We start from the raw sequence: 21209 nt of genomic DNA on the forward strand, positions 1-21209 counted from the left end.
TTCCTTCACCAGGTGACGGGGAGGGACTTGAGGCCGTAGGCGACGCCCTCCATCGCGAACGGGATCTCCTCGGCCGGCGCCGCGAGCGCGAGGGTCGGGATGCGCCGATAGAGCGTGCTGTACGCGACTTGCAGCTCCACCCGCGCCAGCGACTGCCCGAGGCACTGGTGCACCCCGTAGCCGAAGGCGTGGTGCGACCGGGCCGGCCGGGTCAGGTCGAGCCTCTCCGGCTCGGGGAACTCGGTCTCGTCCCAGTTGGCGCCGGAGAGGTCGAAGATGATGCCGTCGCCGGCCCTGATCACCGTGCCGCGCAGGTCGATGTCCTCGGTGGCGATGCGGCGTACGCCGGTGTGCACGATGGTCAGATAGCGCAGGATCTCCTCGACCGCGTTCGCCACGAACTTCGGGTCGCCGCTGTTGTCGCGCAGCAGGGCGAGCTGATCGGGGTTCTGCAGCAGCAGGAGGGTGCCCAGCGAAATCATGCTGGCGCTGGTCTCGTGCCCGGCGATGAGGATGGCGCTGCTCATGATGACCGCCTCCTCGAAGGTCATCTCGCCGGCCTTGACCCGCCCGCCCATCTCGGACATCACGTCGTCGCCCGGCTCGTCGAGCTTCTTCGTCAGCAAGTCGGCCAGATATTTCGCGAGCGCGCCACTGGCCGCGGCGGCCTGCTCGGGCGTCGACTCGTGACTGATGGCGGCCGTACTGTTGGCCTGGAAGAACTGGTGGTCGTCGTACGGCACGCCGAGGATCCCGGTGATGACCAGTGTCGGCACCGGCAGCCCGATGGCCTGCACGAGGTCGGTGGGGTTCGGGCCGGCCAGCATGTCGTCCACCAGATCGTCGAAGACGCGCTGGATGCGCGGGCGCAGCTGCTCGACCCGCTTGACCATGAAGGGCCCGTTCACCGTACGCCGCAGCCGCGTGTGCACCGGCGGATCGGTGTTGGTGATCAGGTCGGGGTGGTGCGGCGCGCCCTGCGCCCGGCCCGCGGTCATGTGCGGATAGCCGGGCGCGCGCTCGTTGCAGCTGATCCGCGGATCGTTGAGCAGGGCGCGCTGGTCGGCGTGCCGGGTGATGAACCACGGCGTGCTGCCGTCGAAGATCCGCACCTTCCCGACGGCGTCCGCACGCGTCGTCTCCCGGACCGCGGCGGCCGGGGCGAAGGGACACCGGGACTCGCGTTGCAGGGGATAGTCCAGCGGCTCGGACATGGATTTCCTCCAGAACTCGGCGGTGAATCCATCCCAACAGCCGCAGCTGACGCGTTCCTGACATCCGGTCAGCGGCTGAGCACGTACCCCAGGCCGCGCCGGGTGTGAATCATGGCCGGACCGTCCCGGTCGACCTTCCGGCGCAGCCGCGAGATCATCTGCTCGATCGCGTTGGCGTCCCGCGGCTCGCCGCCGACCTGCCGGGCGATCTGCTCCTTGGACAGCACCTGCTCCGGGTGGATCACCAGACAGCGCAGCGTACGGTACTCCGCCGCGGTCAGCTGCAGCTCCCGCTGCCCGCGCCAGGCCTGGCAGACGCGGTCGTCGAGCAACAGATCCCCGTGGCACAGAGCGCCCTGCGCCTCCCCCTGTCCGGCGCCCCGCAGCAGGACACGGACGCGGGCCAGCACCTCGGTGACCCGGCAGGGCTTGACCACGTAGTCCTCGACGCTGGTGCCGATCTCGGGGATCAGCCGCTCGAGCCCGTCGCACCCGGTCAGGCACAGCACCGGCGGCCGCCGCCGGCGGGGCAGCCGGCGAGCGGCCCCGACCCGCGCCAGATCCGGCAGGTCGACGTCGACGAGGATCACGTCGGCGCGCGAGCGGGGCAGCAGCGCCAGGGCCTCGGCGCCCGTGGACACCGCACGGATCCGGTGCCCGGCCCGGATCAGCGGGGCGACCAGCGAGTCGAGCAGCTCGCGGTCCTCGGCCACCATGAGCACCTCGCCGGTCTCCCGGACGCGGGGCAGCACCGATGTCATCGTCTCGTCCTCCGCCTGGACTACGTCGCTCGTGGCAAGCGAAGCCAGCCTAGGTCAGTCGAACGTGACGACGACCTTCTCGGCGGCACCCGGGATCGAGCCGAGCTCCAGCGCGCGCTGCGCCTCGGCGAACGGCAGACGGTCGCTGATCAGCAGCTCGTAACGCTCCCAGTGCTCGACGATGTCCTTGGTCACCTCGAAGATCTCGGTCGGGTAGCCCATCGACAGCACCACCGTGAGCTCGGTGGTGAGCAGGTCGCCGAAGTGGACCGGAACCGGCTTCTTGTGCACTGCGACGATGCCCAGCGTCGCGCCGTGCTTGGCGCTCGCCAGGGCGGTCTCCAGCACCGCGGGGGCGCCGGCCGCGTCGAGATAGTTGTCGGTGTCCGGCCGGGCGCCGCGCACGAAGCTGCGCGGGGCCTCGCCGTGGATCTGCAGCAGCCGTGCGAACACGTCCTCCTCGGCGGAGTTGACGACCTCGTCCGCGCCGATCCTGAGCGCCGTGTCGAGCCGGTTGGCGACGATGTCGACGACCACGACGTGCGCGCCGCGCAGCTTGTAGCCGATGGCGGCACCGAGCCCGACCGGGCCGGCCCCGAACACGACGACCTTGTCCCCGGCCTGGGGCGCGGTGCGGTTGACCGCGTGCCCGGCGACGGCCATCGGCTCGTTGAGCGCGGCGACCTCGAACGGGATGTGCTTCGGCACGACCTGCAGGTGGGTGCCGGCCCGCGCCCCGGTGATCAGCACGTACTCGGAGAGCGCGCCCTGGGCTCCCCCGCTGCCGAGGATGCCGTCGCCGAGCGCCATGCCGTTGATCACCACGTGGTCGCCGGCCGCCAGGCCCTCGACCTCGGCGCCCACCTCGACGATCTCGCCGGCCGGCTCGTGCCCCAGCGGCGTCGCCCCCTGCCTCGGCGGGATCCCGCCGACCGAGATGTAGAGGCCGTCGGAGCCGCAGATCCCGCACGCCCGGATCCGGACCAGCACGTCCGCCGGCCCCGCGACCGGCTTCTCCACCTCGACGACGGCCGTGCGGCCCGGCCCGGTCACCTGTACCGACTTCATCGGCTTCCCCTCGCACTTATACGAATTAGTGACCGGTACGATAGCTCGTGTGGTGACGATGCGCGACGTCGCGAAGGCCAGCGGGGTCTCCCAGGCGACGGTCAGCTTCGTGCTCAACGACGCCACCGGCCAGACCATCCCGGCGACGACACGCGAGCGGGTGCGCCGGGCGGCGGCGGAGCTGGGTTACGTGCCGCACTCCATCGCCCGGGCCCTGCGCGAGGGCCGATCACGGATCATCGTGCTGGAGGCGGGCGGCCTCCCCCGGGGTCACAGCCTGGAGAGCTTCATCGCCGGGCTCGACGAGGAGCTCGCCCTCGCCGGGTACGGGCTGCTGGTCTCGTACGGCGTGGGCGCCTCCGCCCGGGCCGCCGTCGCCGCGGTCGCGCCGCACGCCGTGATCGACCTGCCGGCGATGCTCGCCGGGGACGGCCGGGCAGCCGCCGACGGGGGCTGGATCGACGGCATGGCCGCGCACACCCTCACCCAGGTCGAGCATCTGACCGCGCGTGGGCACCGGCGCCTCGCCGTCGCCGAGCCCACCCGCGACGACTCCTTCCTGTCCCTGATGGGCGAGCACGTCCGCCGGGCCGCGCGCGAGCTGGGCCTGCCCGTGCCCCCGGCCCTGCGCGTCGACGGCGGCCCGGCGACCGCCACCCGGCTGCGCACCCTGCTCGACGACGGCGTCACGGCGGTCGCCGCGCTCGGCGACGACCTGGCCATCGGCACGCTCGCCGCGCTCGCCGACCTCGGCCTGACCGCCCCCCGCGACCTGGCGGTGATCGGCTTCGACGACACCCCGCAGGGCGCCCTGTGGCGGCCGGCGCTCACGACCGTCCGCATCGACGCCCACACGTACGGCCGCCGCACCGCCCAGATCGCCCTCGGCCGCCCGATCGGCGACGCCCGCCCCGCCGCCGCCCGGGTGATCCAGCGCGGCACCACCTGACTCCGGCCGTACGGTCAGTAGGTGAAGCGGGAGATCGCGGACTGCAGCTCGCCGGACATGCGGGCCAGTTCCGTGGCCGAGCGCTGCGCGTCGCCGACGGACTCGGCGGTGGTGCGCGCGTTCTGCGCCACGCTGTCGATGCTGGCGCTGATCTGACCGGTGGCGCTGGCGGCCTCGGCGACGTTGCGGTTCATCTCCGCCGTCGTGGCGCTCTGCTCCTCCACCGCCGAGGCGATCGTGGTGGTGTAGTCGTTGATCCGGCCGATGACCTCCGCGATCTGCTGGATCGCGGTGACCGCCGAGCCACTGTCGGCCTGGATCGCCTCGACCCGGCGGGAGATGTCCTCGGTGGCCCGGGCGGTCTCCTGCGCGAGGTCCTTGACCTCGGTGGCCACCACGGCGAAGCCCTTGCCCATCTCCCCGGCGCGGGCGGCCTCGATGGTGGCGTTGAGGGCGAGCAGGTTCGTCTGCTCGGCGATCGCGGTGATCACCTTGACGACGTCGCCGATCTGCCGGCTGGACTCGCCGAGGGTGGAGATCGTCTGGTTGGTCGACTCGGCCACGGTGACCGCCTGCCCGGCGACCTCGGCGGCGGCGTTGGCGCTCTGCGCGATCTCACCGATCGCCGCGCCCATCTCCTCCGAACCCGCGGCGACGGTGGTGACCCCCTGCGACACCTCTTCCGAGGCCGCCGAGACCACCTTGGCCTGGCTGGAGGCCTCCTCGGCGTTGCGGCTGATCCGGGCGGCGATCTCGGTGGTCTGCTCGGCGGCCGTGCTCAGCCCGGTCACCGCGCCGGCGACCGAGGCGACCACCTGCCGGATCTGGGCCTGGGCCCGGTTGAGCAGCTCGGCCATCTGCCCGACCTCGTCGCGGCCGGTGACCGCGGCGGGCACGGTCAGGTCGCCCTGCTCCATGGCGACCAGCGAGGTACGCACCGCGGCCAGCGGCCGCACGATGAGCCGCGCGACGTACAGGCCGAGCAGGATCGCCAGCAGCAGCCCGGCGATGAGCACAATCACCACGAGCTGCTCGGCCGCGTGCGCGGTGGCGGTGTTCGCGTCGGCCTGCGCCTTGGCCTTGTCCGACTGGGCGGCGTTCTCGGCGTCCATCGCATCGGCGGCGTCATTGATGATCGGCAGCAGCGTCTCGCGGTAGGCGGTGGCGAAGGCGGCGGTGTCGCCCTTGTCGGCCAGCGGCATCAGCGTGTTCTGCGAGACATCGACGAACTCCGCGAACTTGTCGCTGAAGATGGTCATCTGGTCCGTGGTGGCCGCGTACGGCAGGTAGGCCTGCACTCCGTCGGTCACCCGGGTCTCCCGCTCGGCGAACTCCTCCTTGAGATCCGCGCGGGTGGCGGTGCTGGCGACGCCGTACTCGATGACCCGCCCCCGCATGCCCTGGAACGGCTGGTAAATCGCGGCCAGCTGGACCAGCGGGTTGACGCTGCCGGTGTAGAGGGCGCGGCTCTCCCGGTCCAGGCTCTGCAGCCGGGTGAACCCGGTGTAGGCGATCGCCATGGCCGCGACCGCCATCACCGCCACGATCGACAGGATCTTCGTGTTGACCCTCCGGTCGGCGAACCAGTTCCGGCCCTTGCCCGAGGTGCCGGGTGCAGTCTGGTCGTGCTGAGACATGCCGATCTCCTGACGTCGCTCTCGCGGGTCGCATCGGCACCTCCGCGAACACTCTGAGCGTTTACGCCACAAGGGGACTGTTCCCGGCTTTTTTCCGCAGCGGCAGGCGGAAAGTGGTACGAGCCGGTCAGGCGGCCGACCAGCCGCCGTCGCTGGGCAGCAGGACGCCGTTGATGTTGGCGGCGTCGTCGCTGAGCAGCCAGACGATGGCGGCGGCGACCGCCTCGGGGCCCACGGGGGCGGGCATGGTCGCCTGCATCACCGGGCCCGCGCGGCGCGCGGCGTACTGCGAGCGCATGCCACCCTCGATGTTCGTGCGCGCCCTCGGCGGCCAGCCGGACGGCGGTGGCGCGGCCGATGCCGGACCCGGCTCCGGTGACGACGACGGTGCGGTCCGCATGACGATCGACAGTCGTAAACATGTAGTCATTCAAGCAGTTGACTTAGGAGGCGCGACGGCGACCCGCTGTAGGGTGACAATCCCCCGACGTCGCCCCCCGGAGCTGGAGCATGAGCCGCGTGAGCAGCAACATCGGTGCCGCGGTCCGGCGGACGCGCATCGAGCAGGCCGCCGCCACGCGCACCCGCATCCTGCTGACCGCCGAGCGGCTGTTCGCCGAGCAGGGCGTGTTCGCGGTGTCGAACAGGCAGATCAGCGAGGCCGCCGGCCAGGGCAACAACGCCGCGGTCGGCTACCACTTCGGCACCAAGGCCGACCTGGTCCGCGCCCTGGTGCAGCGGCACACCGTGCCGATGGCCGAGATCCGCCGCCGGCTGTTCGACGAGCACGCCGGCAGCACCGAGCTGCGCGACTGGGTGGCCTGCGTGGTCCGCCCGTTCACCGATCATCTGGCGCAGCTCGGGGCGCCCAGCTGGTACGCCCGGTTCAGCGCGCAGCTGATGACCGAGCCGAGCCTGCGCGAGCTGGCCGCGGCCGAGCTGAGCGACGCCCCGCTCCTGCACGCGGTGTTCGACGCGCTGCACCGATGCCTGCCGGGGCTGACGGCGGAGGCCGGCGGCGAGCGCGACACCATGGCGATGACGCTCATCGTGCACTACTGCGCCCAGCAGGAACGATCGCTGGACACGGCGGCGGCGTGGGCGGCGACAGCGACGGGACTGATCGACGCCATCGAGGGGATGTACCGCGCGCCCATGAGCCCGCGCGGCTGACCCCGGCCATCACATCGACGAACGTCGTGCGATGCGCCACACTCTAAGTCAATCAGTTGCCTTAATACGGCGACATCGGTTGGCTTGCCGCATGTCCTTCGACCCCCAAGCCCTGCGCGCCAAGTACCGGCAGGAACGCGACCGGCGCATCCGCCCCGACGGCGCCGCCCAGTACCGGGGCGCGCGCGGCGAGTTCGGCTACTACGCCACCGACCCGTGGACCGAGCGCGCCGAACGCGATCCGCGACAGGACCGGGTCGAGGCCGCGGTGATCGGCGGCGGCTTCGGCGGACTGGTCACCGGGGCGAAGCTGCGCGACGCGGGCCTGGACAGCGTCCGGATGATCGACGAGGCCGGGGACTTCGGCGGCACCTGGTACTGGAACCGCTACCCGGGCATCCACTGCGACATCGAGTCGAGCGTCTACCTGCCGTTGCTGGAGGAGGTCGGCACCGAGCCGACCTGGCGCTACTCCCCCGGCGAGGAGATCCGGCAGCACGCGATCGCCATCGCCCGGCACTACGACCTCTACGACGACACGATGTTCCACACCCGCGTCACCGAGCTGCGCTGGCACGAGGACGACGCCGAGTGGCAGGTGCGCACCGACCGCGGCGACGACTTCCGCGCCCGCTACGTGATCGTCTCCTCCGGCACGCTGACCCAGCCCAAGCTGCCCGGCATCCCCGGCATCGAGACCTTCCGCGGGCACACGTTCCACACCAGCCGCTGGGACTACGGCTACACCGGCGAGGATCTGGCGGGACTGAAAGACAAGAAGGTCGGCGTCGTGGGCACCGGCGCCACCGGCATCCAGGTGATCCCGCGACTGGCTGCCGAAGCCCAGCACCTGTACGTCTTCCAGCGCACCCCGTCGTCCGTGGACGTCCGCGACAACCGCCGGCTGGAGCCCGGCTGGACAGCGGGGCTGAAGCCCGGCTGGCAGCGCGAGCGGATGAACAACTTCCTGACCGTGGTCACCGGCGGGCACGCCGACGAGGACCTGATCGGCGACGGCTGGACCGCCACCGCCGCCCTGCAACGCACGTTCCTGTCGGGCAGCCGCACCGAGCTGAGCGACGAGGAGCTCGAACTCGCCGACTTCGCCACCATGAACCGCATCCGCGCCCGGGTCGACGACATCGTCACCGACCCCGTGGTGGCGGAGAGGCTCAAGCCCTGGTACCGCTACATGTGCAAGCGGCCCACCTTCAGCGACTTCTACCTGCAGACCTTCAACCGGCCCAACGTCACGCTGGTCGACACCGCGGACACCGGCGGCATCACCGCCCTCACCGAGCACACCGTCGTGGTCGGCGACTCCGAGTACGACGTGGACTGCCTCGTCTTCGCCACCGGCTTCGAGGTCGGCATCTCCGGGATCGTCTCCGGCACCCTGCCCGTCCACGGCCGCGACGGCGTACCCCTGCTGCAGTCCTGGGCGCAAGGCCCCCGCACCCTGCACGGCTTCTCCAGCCACGGGTACCCGAACCTGTTCCACCTCGGCTCGCTGCAGAACGCCAGCTCGGTCAACTTCATGCACATCCTCACCGAGCAGGCCACCCACATCGGCGCCCTCGTCGCCGAGGCCCGCACCCGCCACGCCCGCTGGATCGAGCCCACCGCCGAGGCGGAGCAGGACTGGGTCGCCACGATCCGCGCCAACGCCATGGACAACTACCGGTTCCAGGCCGAGTGCACGCCCGGCTACTACAACGGCGAGGGCAAGCCCCGGCCGGTCAGCAACTCGTACGGCCCCGGCCCGGTCGCCTTCCACGAACTGCTCGACAAGTGGCGTACCGGCGGCGGTTTCGACCAGGTCCTGGCGGGAGCGGAATGACCGGCCCGCTGCGCGGCTCGAACGGCGTGGCCTTCGGCCCGGACGGGCGCCTGTACGTCTGCGAGTTCCTCGCCGGCCGCATCAGCGCGGTCGATCCGGCAACCGGCGACGTCGAGACGATCGTCGCGCCGGGCGGGCTCGTCCAGTCCCCCGACGACCTCGCGTTCGACAGCAACGGCGTCATGTACATCACCGACCTCGTGCCCGGCCGGGTCTGGCGCCGCGGCCCCGACGGCACCCTCACCCTGGTCACCGACCAGGTGCGGCTGCCCAACGGCATCACCTGCCTGGGCGAGCGGCTGTTCGTCAACGAGATGATCCCCGGCGGCCGGCTCCTCGAGCTGCGCGCGGACGGGCCCGCCGAGCTCACCGGCGGGCTCGCCATGGGCAACGCCATGCAGATCGGCCCGGACGGCCACCTCTACTACCCGCACATGCTCACCGGCGAGGTCCACCGCATCTCCCCCGACGGCGGCGCCCCCGAACTCGTCGCCGCCGACGTGCACGAACCGGTCGCCGTCCGCTTCGACCTGGCCGGCACCCTGCTCGTGGTCTCGCGTGGCGCCGAAGGCATCGTCACGCGCATCGACGGCGACCGCCGCACCCTGATCAGCAGCGGCATCACCGGCCTCGACAACGCCGCCGTCGACAGCGACAACCGCATGTACGTCTCCAGCTACGCCGGCGGCGGCATCGCCGAACTGCACCCCGACGGCCGGACGCGCGACATCGTGCCCCGCGGCTACGCCGGCCCGTACGGCATCACCATCGACCTCGCCGGCACCGTCCACGTGGCCGACCACTACCGCCTCGGCGACGAGCTGATCCGTTTCGCCCACGACGTCGCCGCCGACGGGAATCTGCTGCACGTGACCTCGCAGTACGGCCAGGTTCAGACGTACGACCGCGGCACCCGCCGGACCCGGATGCGCGCAACCGGCCTCGACCGTCCCCTGGGCATCGCGGTCCGCCCGGACGGCACTCTGCTGGTGGCCGAGTCCGGGGCGGGCCGGATCCTGACCATCGGCCCCGACGACTCCATCGGCCTGCTGGCCGAGGGGCTCGGGCGTCCCGCCGGCATCGCCGGTGACTACTTCAGCGACGAGGAGCACGGCACCGTGCACCGCCTGACCGACACCGGCCCGGAACTCGTCGCCGACGGTCTCGACACTCCGCAGGGCTTGGCGGTCCACAACGACCGCATGTTCATCGTGGAAGCCGGCAAGCGTCGCCTGCTGTCGGTGGACCTGCGCACCGGCGACACGCGGACCGAGCGCGACCTCGACCTGCCCGCCCGCCGCGAGGTCGCCCTCACGGCACACGGCATGCCCGGTGTCCCGCAGCCGTACGCCGGAATCGCCGTGGCCCCCGACGGCACGCTGCACGTCGCCGCGGACGGCCACGTCCTGGAGCTCTCGTGACCGACCGGCGGCACATCCTCGAAGCCCTCACCGGCCTGCTGCTGGCCCTGTTCATCTCCACGCTCGCCAGCACCGTCGTCTCCACCGCCCTGCCGCGCATGCTCGCCGACCTGCACGGCTCCCCCACCCAGTACACCTGGGTCGTCACCGCCACCCTGCTCGCCGCCACCGCCGCCACCCCGATCTGGGGCAAACTCGCCGACCTGTACGACAAGAAGCGGCTGATCCAGGCGGCCACCGTCGTGTTCGTCGCCGGCTCGATCGCCGCCGGGCTGGCGCAGAACGGCGGCCAGCTCATCGCCGCCCGCGCCCTGCAGGGCATCGGCGTCGGCGGCCTGCAGTCCCTGGTCCAGATCGCCATCGGCGCGATGATCCCGCCCCGCGAACGCGGCAAGTACGCCGGCTACTTGTCCAGCGTCACCGCCGTGTCCACCATCGGCGGACCCCTGCTGGGCGGATTCATCGTCGACACGTCGTGGCTGGGCTGGCGCTGGTGCTTCTTCATCGGCGTCCCGTTCGCGGTCGCCGCGCTGGTGCTGCTGCAGCTCACCCTGCGCCTGCCGGTCGTCCGCCGCACCAACGTGCGCATCGACTACGCCGGCGCCGGCCTGCTCACCGCCGGGGTCAGCCTGCTGCTGATCTGGATCTCCTTCGTCGACGACGCGTTCGCCTGGGCCTCCTGGCAGACCGCCGCCCTGGCCGGCGGCGCGCTCGTCCTGCTCGGACTCGCCGCCTGGGTCGAGACCCGCGCCGCCGAACCGGTCGTCCCGCCCCGCGTGCTGCGCCGGCGCACCACCGCCCTGGCCATCCTCGGCAGCCTCGCCGCCGGCACCGCCATGTTCGGCGCCGCCGTGTTCCTCAGCCAGTACTTCCAGGTCAGCCGCGGCCACACTCCGACGGAAGCCGGGCTGCTCACCATCCCCATGATGGCCGGCATCCTGGTGTCCTCCATCGTCGCCGGGCGCCTGATCAGCCGCCGCGGCCGGATCAAGCCCTACCTGGTCACCGGCGCGATCAGCCTCACCGCCGGGTTCGCCCTGCTGGGCCTCGTCGACGAGGCCACGTCACTGCCGCTGATCGGCGCCGCCATGGTCCTCATCGGTACGGGCGTGGGCATGACCCTGCAGAACTTCGTCCTGGTCGTGCAGAACGCCGTCCCGCTCGCCGACATCGGCGCCGCCAGCGCCACCGTCTCGTTCTTCCGCTCCCTCGGCGGCACCATCGGCGTCACCGTCCTCGGCGCCGTCCTGGCCCGCCAGGTTGCCGCCCACACCGCCGAGGGGCTGCCGGCCCCCGCCGCGTACGGACAGTCCACCGGGACGATCTTCGCCATCTCCGCGGGGGTGGCGCTGCTCGGGGTGCTCGCCGCCGTCCTGATGCCGTCCGTGTCCTTGCGCACCAGCCTCGACAAGCCCGACACCCGCACCGCGGCCGCCGCTGCCGGCTCCTGATCGCCCGCACGGTGTGCGATGACCAGCCGGCACGGGTGCGGCGGCAACGGCTCGTCCCGCCGGTGCAGCTGGGCAGGTCGTACGTGACCGTCGGCACGGACACCATCACCGTCGGAGTGGAACTCGCGGCCGGCGTGCTGGTCGCTCCCGCTTTCCTTGCCGACCTCGACCGTGACCACGACAAGGATCTCACCGAGGCCGAAGGCCGCGCCTACGCCGACGGCATGCGAGCCGGCCTCACCCTGCGCGTCGACGACACCACGATGCCGCTCGCGGTGACCGGCGTGGACCTTCCCACCTACCTGCAGGCCCAGGCCGGATACGGCATCCTGCGCCTCACCGCGACAGCCCCGCTCACCGCCGCCGCCGGCAATCACACCCTGTACTTCCGCAACGACTTCGCTCCTGCCGAACCGCAGTACCAGGTTGCCGTCCTGGCGCCCAAGCAGTCCGCGACCACCATCGGCGACCAACATCGAGAGCACAACCAGCAACAGGTACGGACGACGTTCGTCCTGCCCGCGGGTGGCGTCGCGGCCCCGCCCCCGGACACCGGCACGAGCGGATGGGGTGTCGAGCGCCTCCTGCGGACGGTGCAGGATCCGTCCCGCTCGGCCTGGGTCACCGTGACGGCGATCGCCCTGGCGATGCTGCTCGGCGCCCTCCACGCGCTCACCCCGGGACACGGCAAGACCATGATGGCGGCCTACCTCGTCGGCAGCGGTGGCCGGGTCCGCGACGCCCTGGCCCTGGGCGCGTCGGTGACCGTGACGCACACGTCGTCGGTCCTGATCATCGGGGCCGTGGCACTGCTGGCGGGCCGATTCGCCGTACCGGACGTGCTCGTTCCCGCACTGGAGCTGACCTCCGGCGCCCTGGTGCTGGTGCTGGGATTACGACTGCTGTGGCAGCGCCGGCACGCGTTCGCCGATGCAGGCAGCCACGACCACAGCCACGACCACGACCACAGCCACGCTCACGGCCATGAGCATCCGCAGCGCATCGCCCGCCCGGCCGGGTTGGGCTCGGTGGTGGCCCTCGGGATCTCCGGCGGGCTGGTGCCGTGCCCCGAAGCGCTGGGAGTGATGATCCTGGCGGTCGGCCTCGGCCACGTCGCCGTGGGCATGCTGCTGATCGCCTCGTTCAGCGCCGGCCTGGCCGCGGTCCTCATCGGCATCGGCATCCTGCTCGTCCGCGCCCGCACCGTCGCCACCCTGTCCGGCCGGTTCCGAACCGGGACGCCGGCCCGCTGGGCCGCGCTGCTGCCGCTGATCAGCGCCATCGTTGTGGTCGTGCTGGGCGCCGGCCTGATCATCCGTACGCTGGGTGCGGTCGGCGGAGCCGGGCCATGAGAGTCAACGGGATCATGTTCGCCGCTCCTGTCAGGAGAAAGCCGCCGCCGTCGCCTCGCCGGGTGCATTCGCTCGCAGCGCGTCGGCCGGGGCGGGCCGGATCCTGCGCATCGGCGCCGACGACACCGTCGAGGTGCTCGCCGGCGGCCTCGGCAGCCCGGCCGGCATCACCGGAGACGGGTCATGACCCGCCGGCCCGCAGCCGGGCACCCGCGGCGTCGCCGCCCGCCGTGTCGCCGGCCTTGTCGCAGGCCTCCAGCGCCTCCTCCCAGCGCTTCCGGGCCTGGTCCGGGCCCTGCAGGAGCAGCGCGACGTCGCCGAGGGACAGCAGGGTCCGGCCGGTGGGCAGCCGCTCGGCCTCGCGTATCGCCAGGCTCTGCTCCAGCAGGTCCCGCGCCCGCGCCGCACGGCGCCGGTCGCCCTGCTCCGCCGCACCGGCCGCCAGGATCGCCCCCGCGTTCAGCAGCGCCGCCGCGTGCCCGGGCTGGTCGCCGACCGCCGGATAGCAGTCCAGCGCCGCGCTCCACGCCTGGGCCGCGTCCAGCCGCTCGCCCAGCTGCCACTGCGCCAGCGCCAGGTTGGTCAGCGCCGCGGCATAGCCCCGCCGGTCGCCGATCGCCTGGAACTGGTTCGCCGCGCGGATCAGGTGGCGGCTGGCGAAGCGGGGCTCCGGCTTCGCGCGGATCAGGGAGGCCACGCCCAGGCCGAGGTCGGTCAGCGCCTGCCCGGCCCGGTCCCTCGGGGAGCGCTGCTGGCGGGCCCGCTGGAGCTGGTCCAGCGCGGCGTCGGCGTCACCCTGGTCGAGCAGGGCGAGCCCCAGGTTCGTACGCGACTGAGCCGCCCCCCGGCGGTGCCGCAGCGCCACCGCCGCCGTCAGCTCGACCGCGGCCCGATGCGGATCGCCCTGCCAGCGGTACACCGCGCCGAGCTCGTTGTGCGCCCACCCGGCGACCGCCCTCGAGTGCCGGACCATCGGGCTCTTGAGCACCGCGACGCACACCGCGGCCCAGTCGTCGAGCCGGCCGGCGGAGGCGTAGTAGGTGCACAGAGCGACCGCCAGCCGCAGCCACCAGCGGCGCATCCGGCGGGACGGGCGGGCCGGCAGCGACCCCCAGCTGCCCCACGGCTCGCACACCAGGACATGCAGCAAGGTCTCGTGCCGGCGGAACCAGCCGCCGCCGGGATCGGCACCGGCGGGCTGGTCGGGCACGATCGCGTCGGCGGAGCGTTCGGCCTGCCGGGCCAGGTAGCGCACCAGCCGCAGCTGGGCGGCCTTGGCCCGCCACGGCGGCTCGTCGCACAGCAGGTGGGCCCGGCAATAGCTGACCAGCAGCGGGCGGAGCTGATACCGGCCGTCCGGGGTCTCCGTGACGAAGCCGCTGCCGGCCGCCTCGTGCACCAGCCGGTCGGTGTGCCCCCGGTTGGTGCCCGTCAGCGCGGCGACGGCGTTGCGGCTGAGCGGCTGCGGCACGAGGGCGAGCAGGCGGATCAGCCGGCGGGTGCCGGCGGGCAGGGCCGCGTACGCGTGGTCCCGGCTGGTCAGCAGGGTCAGCGTCGCGTCGACGCGGCCGGTCGCGAGCCCGTGCCGCACCACCTTCAGCAGCTCCGGCGGCGACCAGTTCTGGGCGGCCAGCCACGAGCCGAGCACCCGGACGGCGTGCGGCTGGCGGCCGGCGAGCTCCACGATCTCGCGTACGTCGGGATCGGCACCCAGGCCGGGACGCGCGCACCCGGCGGCTCGCGCGGCCGCCGTGAACAGCTCCGCCGCGTCCGCGGCGGACGGCTCGGCGACCTGGTGGATGTCCACGCCCTCGAGGGCGGCGACCGCGGGGCCGCCGGCCAGCAGCAGCCGGCACCGCCGGGCCGGCGGCAGCAGCGGCAGGACCTGCTCCGGCGAGTCCACGTTGTCCAGCACCAGCAGCATCTTGCGCTCGCCGAGCCCGGCGCTCAGCAGGGTCGTGGCCGCGTCGAGGCCGGCCGCCTGGTGCAGCGCGGTCTCGTCGATGCCGATGGTGCGGCACAGCGCGTCGAGCACCTCCCGGGGCCGCAGCGCGCGGATCGAACCGTTGCGGCCGGTCTTGCGCAGGTCGAGATACAGCTGGCCGTCCGGGTAGCGCCGGCGCACCTCGTTGGCGGCCTGCACGACGCACGCGGAGGTGCCGACCCCGCGCCGGCCGACGAGCGCCACCGCGTGCCGGGTGCGGGTGGCGACGGCCAGCCGGTCGACGACCTCGCGGCGGCCCACGAAGCCGACGGTGTCGGGCAGGTTGGTCGGCACCCAGGCTTCCTGCACCGGCACCGCGGGCGGCGGCTCGGTCACCGCGCCGGTCCCCCGGGCACGGCGGCTGCGCGCGTCGGCCGTGGCGAGCACAGCGGCGAGTACGCCGGCCAGCACGCCCGCCCCGGTGATGATCCACGCGACCGTGCCGAGGTCACCGCCGATCCGGTTCGCCACGATGTTGCTGGCGATGCCGCCGGTCACCGAGCCGACGGCGATCAGCGCGGTCGCCATCCACGGCGTGCGGTACGGCCGGGGCGCCGGGCTCATCGCACGGCCCCGGACACCAGGCCGGCGATCACCTGACGCCGGGCGAGCACGATGGCCACGAGCGGCGGCACCGACGCCAGCAGCGCGAACGCGGCGAGCGTGCCGCTGTTCAGGGCGAACTGCCGGGTCTGGCCGAACAGCAGCAGCCCGAGGGGCGTGCCGGAGCCGCCGAACAGCAGGCCGACCACGAAGTCGTTCCACACCTGGACGAACTCGAGGACCGCCACGGCGACGATCGCGGGTGTCGCGGCGGGCACGGTGCGCCACAGCACGGCCCACTCGCGCAGGCCGGCGATGCGGGCCTCGCGCAGCCGGGAGCCGGGCACGTCGGCGAGGGCGTTGCGCAGCAGCAGGACGGCGAAGGGCGCGCCGAGCGCCACGTGCACCAGGGCGAGCCCGACGTTGGTGCCGGCCAGCCCGGTCCGGGCCAGCACCTCGTTGATGGGGCCGGCCACCACCTGCACCGGCACCGCCGAGGCGACGACCAGCAGCGCCCCGGTGGCGGTCGTGCCGGGCGGGCGCAGCCGGGCCAGCGCGTACGCGGCCGGGAGCGCCACGGCCAGCACCAGGACCGTCACCGACAGGGCGAGCAGCGCGGTGAATCCGATCGAGCCGAGCAGGTCGGCCTGGGCGAACACGGCACGGTAGGAGTCGAACCGCACCGACACCGCCGACCAGCCCCGGGTGGCGGCGTCCTGCGGCGAGTGCAGCGAGGTGGCGATCAGCGCGAGCACCGGTACGGCCCACAGCAGCGCGACGAGAACCGGCACCAGTCGACGCACCGGCCACCGCGTCCGCTGCGCCACCGTCCGGGCGGGCGGGGCCGCCGGGAGGGGCGGGGGCCACGCCTGCCGTCCGCCCACCGCCGCGGCCACCATCCCGGCGCCGAGCGCGGCCAGCCACAGCGTGTTGAGGGCGGCGGCCGGCCCGCTCGTGGCGCTGCCGGAGGTCTGCCACACCCGGACCGCGAGGTTTGCCGCCTCGTCCAGACTGGAGCCGGGCGCCATCACCAGGATCAGGTCGAAGGCGCGGGCGGTGCCGATCGCCACCAGCGCGAAGACGATGGCCGCGGTGCGCCGCAGCAGCGGCCGCCACACCGCGTCCCGGAACACGTCGAGCCGCTTGCCGCCGCCGGCACGCACCGCGTCGGCCAGGTCGGACGGCAGGGCGTCGAGCGCGGCCCGGAACACCACCACCGGCAGGCCGATCCAGGCCCACACGAAAGCCGACATCAGCGCGACGGTGATCAGCTGCGGGCCGAGCCACTGCGGTGCGCTGCCGGCGGGCACCCCGACCAGCCCGGCGGCCGCCGTCAGGACCGCCGTGCCGATGCCCCGGGCCGGGTCGGGGTCGTAGAACAGCCGGAACATCACCCCGGTCACGACCAGGGGCAACGCGATCGGCGCGAGCAGCAGCAACGTGCCGCGGCGGCGCGAGGCCGCCAGCAGCCAGCCCAGGCCGATGACCACGACGGGCACCACGGCGGCCCACAGGACCGTCCGGCCCAGCACCTGCCAGGTGCCCTCGGCCGCCAGCGCGGTGCGGAAGTGCGTCAGGCCGGCCCAGCGGCCGTCCGGCCCGGTCACGCTCGCCTGCACGGTACGGCCCACCGGCCAGAGCAGGATGCCGCCGAGCAGCAGCACCATCGGGGCCAGCAGCGCCGACGCGAACCCGCCGCTCGGGTACGCGCGGCTGCGCCGGCCGGGACCGACGTCGTCGATGACCACGGTCTCCCCGAGCAGCCGGGCCGGGCCGGGCCGGGTGCGCACCGGGTCGGTCATGAGCCGGCTTCCCGCCGGGCCTGCGCGGCGGCGCGGACCAGTCGCCGGCAGGCCCGGTCGACCGCGCCCGGCCGGTCCACCTCGGCGAGGAAGTCCTGCAGGATCTTCCAGACGCCCAGCCCGTCCGGGCCGCCGAGCGAGCCGCGCAGCTGGTCGGACAGGTCGAACGCGGGCGCCCCGCCGGGGTCGCTCAGCTCGGCCGCCAGCGGTTCGGCGCGCCCGTAGGCCTCGGGCCGGACGAGGATGTTCGGCGACAGGTAGCCCCCGGCGGCGATCCACGGCTGGAACGACTCGCGCCGGGTCAGCCATTCCACCAGGGCACCACCGGCGCTCGAGCCCGCGAAGACCATCGCGGCGTCGCCGGCCACCAGCAGCGGGCGCGCCCGGGGGCCGGCGGGGAAGCGTACCGCTGCCAGCGGAGCCGCCCCGCGCGGCCGGAACCGGTCGGCGACCGCGGCGGCGAAGTCGCCCTCGGCCACCATCGCGGCGCGCCCGTCGACGACCTGCAGGACCGACTCCTCGTGCTGGGTGAGCAGCGCCCGGCCGACGCCGTCCGGGAACGCCCCGGGAACCGACCAGACGGCGGCGAGCTCGGTGAGCGCCGTGCGCACCAGCGGGCCGTCCCACGGCTCGGACCCGTCCACCAGCGCCTGGTAGCGGCCCGGGCCCGCGTGCCCGATGAGCAGGTTCTCCAGCCAGTCGGTGAGCACCCAGCCGTCCGCCGCGCCGAGCGCCAGCGGGGTCCGGCCCGCGGCGGCCAGGCGTCGCACGTACGGCACGAAGGCCGCCCAGGTGTCCGGCGGCGGATCGAGCCGGTCCGGCGAGTACCAGACCAGCGATTTGTGCGCCGCCTTCACCCACGCGCCGTACTGCCGGCCCCCGACGGTGAGGATGGTCCGCCAGTTGCCGGTGAACCGCTCCGGCACCTCCGGCGGCAGCGGCTCCAGCCAGCCCCGGGCGGCGTAGTCGGCGATCAGGCTGATCTGCGGCACGATCGCCACGTCGGGCTGGTTGCCGGCCCGGTAGCGGGCGCTCAGGAAGGCGTCCATGTCGTTGCGGGTGCTGACCACGTCGACCGGGTCCGGATAGTGCCGCACGACGTCCCGGAAGCGCAGCAGCTCCCCGCCGCTCCAGACCACCGCGACCTGCACCGGCCGCCGGGACCGGCCGCACCCGGCCGCGCCGGCGACCACCGCGCCGAGCGATCCGCCGAGGACCGTACGCCGGGTCGTCACGACGCCACCACCACCGCCGGCGCCCCTTCGGCCGCCGCCTCCCGATCGCCGAACACGACCGTGGCGGGACCGGCGGAGACCGGCGACTCGATCCGGGCCAGCAGATCGTCCAGCGGCCCGCACACCGCCGGGTCGGGCCGCTCCAGCACCAGCGCCTCGGGCATCGACACGACCGCCCGGGCCAGCGCCGCCCGCATGCGCTGCTGGGCGGTGATCTCGTGCGGGCGCTGATCGAGCACCGGCCCCAGCTCGAGCTGGTAGATCAGGGTGGCGGCCCAGCCCCGGACGAGCTCGCGCACCGACTCCTGCCGCCACACCAGATACTCGATGTTCTGCCGGACGGTGAGGTGCGGGAGCAGGGCGCCCCCGCGCGGCACGTAACCGATCTGGCGGGAACCGGGCGGCAGCGCGGTGACGTCCCGATCGCCGACCAGCACCCGCCCGGAGACGGCCGGCGCCAGGCCCGTCACCACCCGGGCGAGGGCCGTCGCGGCGTCGGCGCCGGCGACGACCACCGTGGGCTCGGCCTCGCGGGCGCGGAAGGAGACCGAGACCCGGCCGCCCCCGGTCATCGCCACCACGAGATCCCGCACCTCGAGCACCGCCGCGCACCTCCCCTGCGGTTCCGCCGCGAAGAGTCGTCGGGCGGTGACTCAACCCTATCGATCCTTCGCCCGTCCCCGGTGCCCCGCCGCCGGGGCCGGCCGCGGGCAGGCGGGAACACCGAAACTTCCGGGTCCGCCACCCGGCCTGGTCACCATGTCGAAACATTGACGGACGACATTCGCTCGGCTTAGCGTACGAGGAAATTTCGGCGTGATGTCTGAAAGTTTCGGGAGTGATCGTGCGACACGCATCTCGGATCACCGTGGCCGTCCTCGCCGCCTCGGCGCTGATCGGGCCCGGCATCTCACCGGCGCAGGCCGCCACGACGACGTCCGGCGGCCCGTCCGCCGCGAGCCACCACCCCGCCCGGCCGGGCCTGCCCCTGCGCTGGGCGGCCCCGCGTGACCTGCGCATCGGCACCGCGGTGGCCGGCGGCGGCCACCACCTCGAGCAGGACTATCCGGACCCGTTCACCTACGACCGGCCGTACCGGAAGGTCCTGGCGCGCGAGTTCAGCTCGGTCTCCCCCGAGAACCAGATGAAGTGGGAGTTCATCCACCCGGAGCGCGGCACCTACAACTTCGGACCGGCCGACGCCATCGTGGCGTTCGCGCGGCAGCACGGCCAGGTCGTCCGCGGCCACACGCTGCTGTGGCACAGCCAGAACCCGGCGTGGCTCGAGCAGGGCACCTTCACCAAGGCGGAGCTGCGGGCCATCCTCAAGGAGCACATCTTCACCGTCGTCGGCCACTACCGCGGCAAGATCCAGCAGTGGGACGTCGCGAACGAGATCTTCACCGAGAACGGCGAGTACCGCCAGGAGAACATCTTCCTCCGCGAGCTCGGCCCCGGCATCGTGGCCGACGCCTTCCGCTGGGCGCACCAGGCCGATCCCCAGGCCAAGCTCTTCCTCAACGACTACGGCGTGGACTGGCCCGGCGTCAAGGTCGACGCCTACGAGTCCCTGGCCCGGCAGCTGCTCGCCGACCGGGTGCCGCTGCACGGCTTCGCGTCCCAGGCCCACCTGAGCACCCGGTACGGCGCACCCGACCAGCTCCGGGACGTCCTGCGGCGCTTCGACGACCTCGGCCTGCAGACGGCGATCACCGAGCTGGACGTACGCATGGATCTGCCCGCGAGCGGGGTGCCGACCGCCGAGCAGCTGCAGACGCAGGCCGCCTACTACACGACCGTCCTGGACGCCTGCCTGGCCGTCGAGGGCTGCCGCTCCTTCACCATCTGGGGCTTCACCGACAAGTACTCCTGGGTCCCGGTGTTCTTCCCGGCCGAGGGCGCCGCGACCGTCATGGGCGACAACTTCGAGCGCAAGCCCGCCTACTACGCCCTGCGCGACACCCTCATCGCGGCACGCGCCTCACAGCCGGGCCGTTCCGGCCGATGATGCGGATATGGGAGTGGACCTGGTCGAGGTGCGGCACGGCTTCGCGGCCGACGCGGCGGACGCCGAGCGCACGGTCACCGAGGCGCTGACCGGCGCCCGGGCCCGGGGCGGCACGATGCTCGCCCTGACCAGCCCGGGCGCCCGGTGCGTGGTGCTCGCCCAGGCGCACCGCGACGGCCTCGACGAGGTGGTCGTGGCCGGCACCCCGGACCCGGAGGTCTGCGCGGCGCTCGGCTTCACGCTGCGCGGGGCCGGCGACTGGGCGAAGACCTCCCCGCACGACGCCGACGCGTGGCCCGGCGACGCCGCCGTGGCCGCGGCCGCCCTGGCCACCGACATCGACCTGACCCGCGTCGGCCTGGTCTGGCGCGACGGGCTGCACGACGGCCGCGACGTCAGCCGGGCCCGCGCCGCCCTGCTCGCCCACCTCGGCGCCGGCCGGCCGAAGTTCACCCTGAGCCGGCGGCTCGACCAGGACCGGCTGCTCACCTACGACCGCGACGGGCGCCTGGCCCGCGCGGTCATCGCGATCAGCCGGCCCTCCGGCGTCGAGCCGCTGTCCGTGCGGCACCTGCAGGAGTGCGGGATCCGCACGGCCGCGGACTTCGTCGGCGTCCAGGTCGACCCCGCATCGGTACGCCGCACCGCGTACGTGGTGCGGCGCGACGGCACGCCCCTGCAGATCCGCGGGATCGGCGCCGACCGGGCCCTCGGCCTGGCCGCCTGGCGGCAATGGGTCGACGCCGGCCGCGCCCCCGTCTTCGCCTGATC

At 73.5% G+C, this 21209-nt stretch carries 17 protein-coding genes; 8 read left to right on the top strand and 9 right to left on the bottom strand.

What is annotated here, in order from left to right:
• Window positions 1-5: 5 nt before the first annotated feature.
• The 3 genes from RBH18_RS17780 to RBH18_RS17790 form a co-directional block, all read right to left on the bottom strand.
• Entirely contained in the window at window positions 6-1214 is a 1209-nt protein-coding gene (locus RBH18_RS17780) for a cytochrome P450 (protein ID WP_306209115.1), read from the bottom strand.
• A 68-nt stretch (window positions 1215-1282) separates the two neighbouring features.
• Window positions 1283-1975 carry a response regulator transcription factor gene (locus RBH18_RS17785; protein ID WP_306209117.1) on the bottom strand — a complete coding sequence of 231 codons (693 nt, stop codon included), beginning with the start codon at window positions 1973-1975 and terminating at the stop codon, window positions 1283-1285.
• 54 nt (window positions 1976-2029) lie between these two features.
• Window positions 2030-3043, bottom strand: coding sequence for a zinc-dependent alcohol dehydrogenase (locus tag RBH18_RS17790; protein WP_306209120.1), 1014 nt, complete (start codon window positions 3041-3043; stop codon window positions 2030-2032).
• A gap of 58 nt (window positions 3044-3101) precedes the next feature.
• On the opposite strand from RBH18_RS17790, the gene RBH18_RS17795 reads away from it, so the two are divergent.
• On the top strand, window positions 3102-3992 hold the full coding sequence (locus RBH18_RS17795) for a LacI family DNA-binding transcriptional regulator (protein ID WP_306209157.1): 891 nt from the start codon (window positions 3102-3104) through the stop codon (window positions 3990-3992).
• Between the two features lie 14 nt (window positions 3993-4006).
• Here RBH18_RS17795 and RBH18_RS17800 read toward each other — a convergent pair whose 3' ends face one another.
• Both RBH18_RS17800 and RBH18_RS17805 read right to left on the bottom strand, forming a co-directional pair.
• The gene (locus RBH18_RS17800; protein WP_306209122.1) at window positions 4007-5629 is read right to left on the bottom strand and encodes a methyl-accepting chemotaxis protein; all 1623 of its coding nucleotides are present in this window, start codon (window positions 5627-5629) and stop codon (window positions 4007-4009) included.
• A 127-nt stretch (window positions 5630-5756) separates the two neighbouring features.
• Window positions 5757-5927, bottom strand: coding sequence for a hypothetical protein (locus RBH18_RS17805; protein ID WP_306209162.1), 171 nt, complete (start codon window positions 5925-5927; stop codon window positions 5757-5759).
• Window positions 5928-6148: 221 nt separating this feature from the next.
• On the opposite strand from RBH18_RS17805, the gene RBH18_RS17815 reads away from it, so the two are divergent.
• The 5 genes from RBH18_RS17815 to RBH18_RS17835 all read left to right on the top strand — a co-directional run bounded on the left by RBH18_RS17815 (window position 6149) and on the right by RBH18_RS17835 (window position 12866).
• Complete coding sequence (locus RBH18_RS17815) at window positions 6149-6802, top strand: TetR/AcrR family transcriptional regulator (protein WP_306209123.1); 654 nt, start codon at window positions 6149-6151, stop codon at window positions 6800-6802.
• A 91-nt stretch (window positions 6803-6893) separates the two neighbouring features.
• Complete coding sequence (locus tag RBH18_RS17820) at window positions 6894-8642, top strand: flavin-containing monooxygenase (RefSeq protein WP_306209124.1); 1749 nt, start codon at window positions 6894-6896, stop codon at window positions 8640-8642.
• Complete coding sequence (locus RBH18_RS17825; RefSeq protein ID WP_306209126.1) at window positions 8639-10063, top strand: NHL repeat-containing protein; 1425 nt, start codon at window positions 8639-8641, stop codon at window positions 10061-10063. Before RBH18_RS17820 ends, RBH18_RS17825 begins: the two co-directional genes overlap by 4 nt.
• Window positions 10060-11514, top strand: a complete 1455-nt coding sequence (locus RBH18_RS17830; RefSeq protein ID WP_306209128.1) for an MDR family MFS transporter — start codon at window positions 10060-10062, stop codon at window positions 11512-11514. The genes RBH18_RS17825 and RBH18_RS17830 overlap by 4 nt, the downstream gene beginning before the upstream one ends.
• A gap of 35 nt (window positions 11515-11549) precedes the next feature.
• Entirely contained in the window at window positions 11550-12866 is a 1317-nt protein-coding gene (locus RBH18_RS17835; protein WP_306209130.1) for a nickel/cobalt transporter, read from the top strand.
• Between the two features lie 181 nt (window positions 12867-13047).
• On the opposite strand, the gene RBH18_RS17840 is transcribed toward RBH18_RS17835, so the two are convergent.
• Genes RBH18_RS17840 through RBH18_RS17855 form a run of 4 tightly spaced genes read right to left on the bottom strand, consistent with a single transcriptional unit; the run spans window position 13048 to window position 19032 of the window.
• Window positions 13048-15414 carry a tetratricopeptide repeat protein gene (locus RBH18_RS17840; RefSeq protein WP_306209132.1) on the bottom strand — a complete coding sequence of 789 codons (2367 nt, stop codon included), beginning with the start codon at window positions 15412-15414 and terminating at the stop codon, window positions 13048-13050.
• Window positions 15411-17195: an ABC transporter permease gene (locus tag RBH18_RS17845; RefSeq protein ID WP_306209135.1), complete on the bottom strand. Its 1785-nt coding sequence runs from the start codon at window positions 17193-17195 to the stop codon at window positions 15411-15413. The genes RBH18_RS17840 and RBH18_RS17845 overlap by 4 nt, the downstream gene beginning before the upstream one ends.
• On the bottom strand, window positions 17192-18430 hold the full coding sequence (locus tag RBH18_RS17850) for an ABC transporter substrate-binding protein (protein ID WP_306209137.1): 1239 nt from the start codon (window positions 18428-18430) through the stop codon (window positions 17192-17194). Before RBH18_RS17850 ends, RBH18_RS17845 begins: the two co-directional genes overlap by 4 nt.
• Window positions 18427-19032, bottom strand: coding sequence for an ATP-binding cassette domain-containing protein (locus RBH18_RS17855; protein WP_306209139.1), 606 nt, complete (start codon window positions 19030-19032; stop codon window positions 18427-18429). The genes RBH18_RS17850 and RBH18_RS17855 overlap by 4 nt, the downstream gene beginning before the upstream one ends.
• A 242-nt stretch (window positions 19033-19274) precedes the next feature.
• On the opposite strand from RBH18_RS17855, the gene RBH18_RS17860 reads away from it, so the two are divergent.
• Both RBH18_RS17860 and RBH18_RS17865 read left to right on the top strand, forming a co-directional pair.
• On the top strand, window positions 19275-20438 hold the full coding sequence (locus RBH18_RS17860) for an endo-1,4-beta-xylanase (RefSeq protein ID WP_306209141.1): 1164 nt from the start codon (window positions 19275-19277) through the stop codon (window positions 20436-20438).
• Between the two features lie 7 nt (window positions 20439-20445).
• Complete coding sequence (locus RBH18_RS17865) at window positions 20446-21207, top strand: hypothetical protein (RefSeq protein WP_306209143.1); 762 nt, start codon at window positions 20446-20448, stop codon at window positions 21205-21207.
• Window positions 21208-21209 lie beyond the last annotated feature (2 nt).

Source organism: Actinoplanes oryzae (assembly GCF_030757795.1).
GTDB lineage: Bacteria > Actinomycetota > Actinomycetes > Mycobacteriales > Micromonosporaceae > Actinoplanes.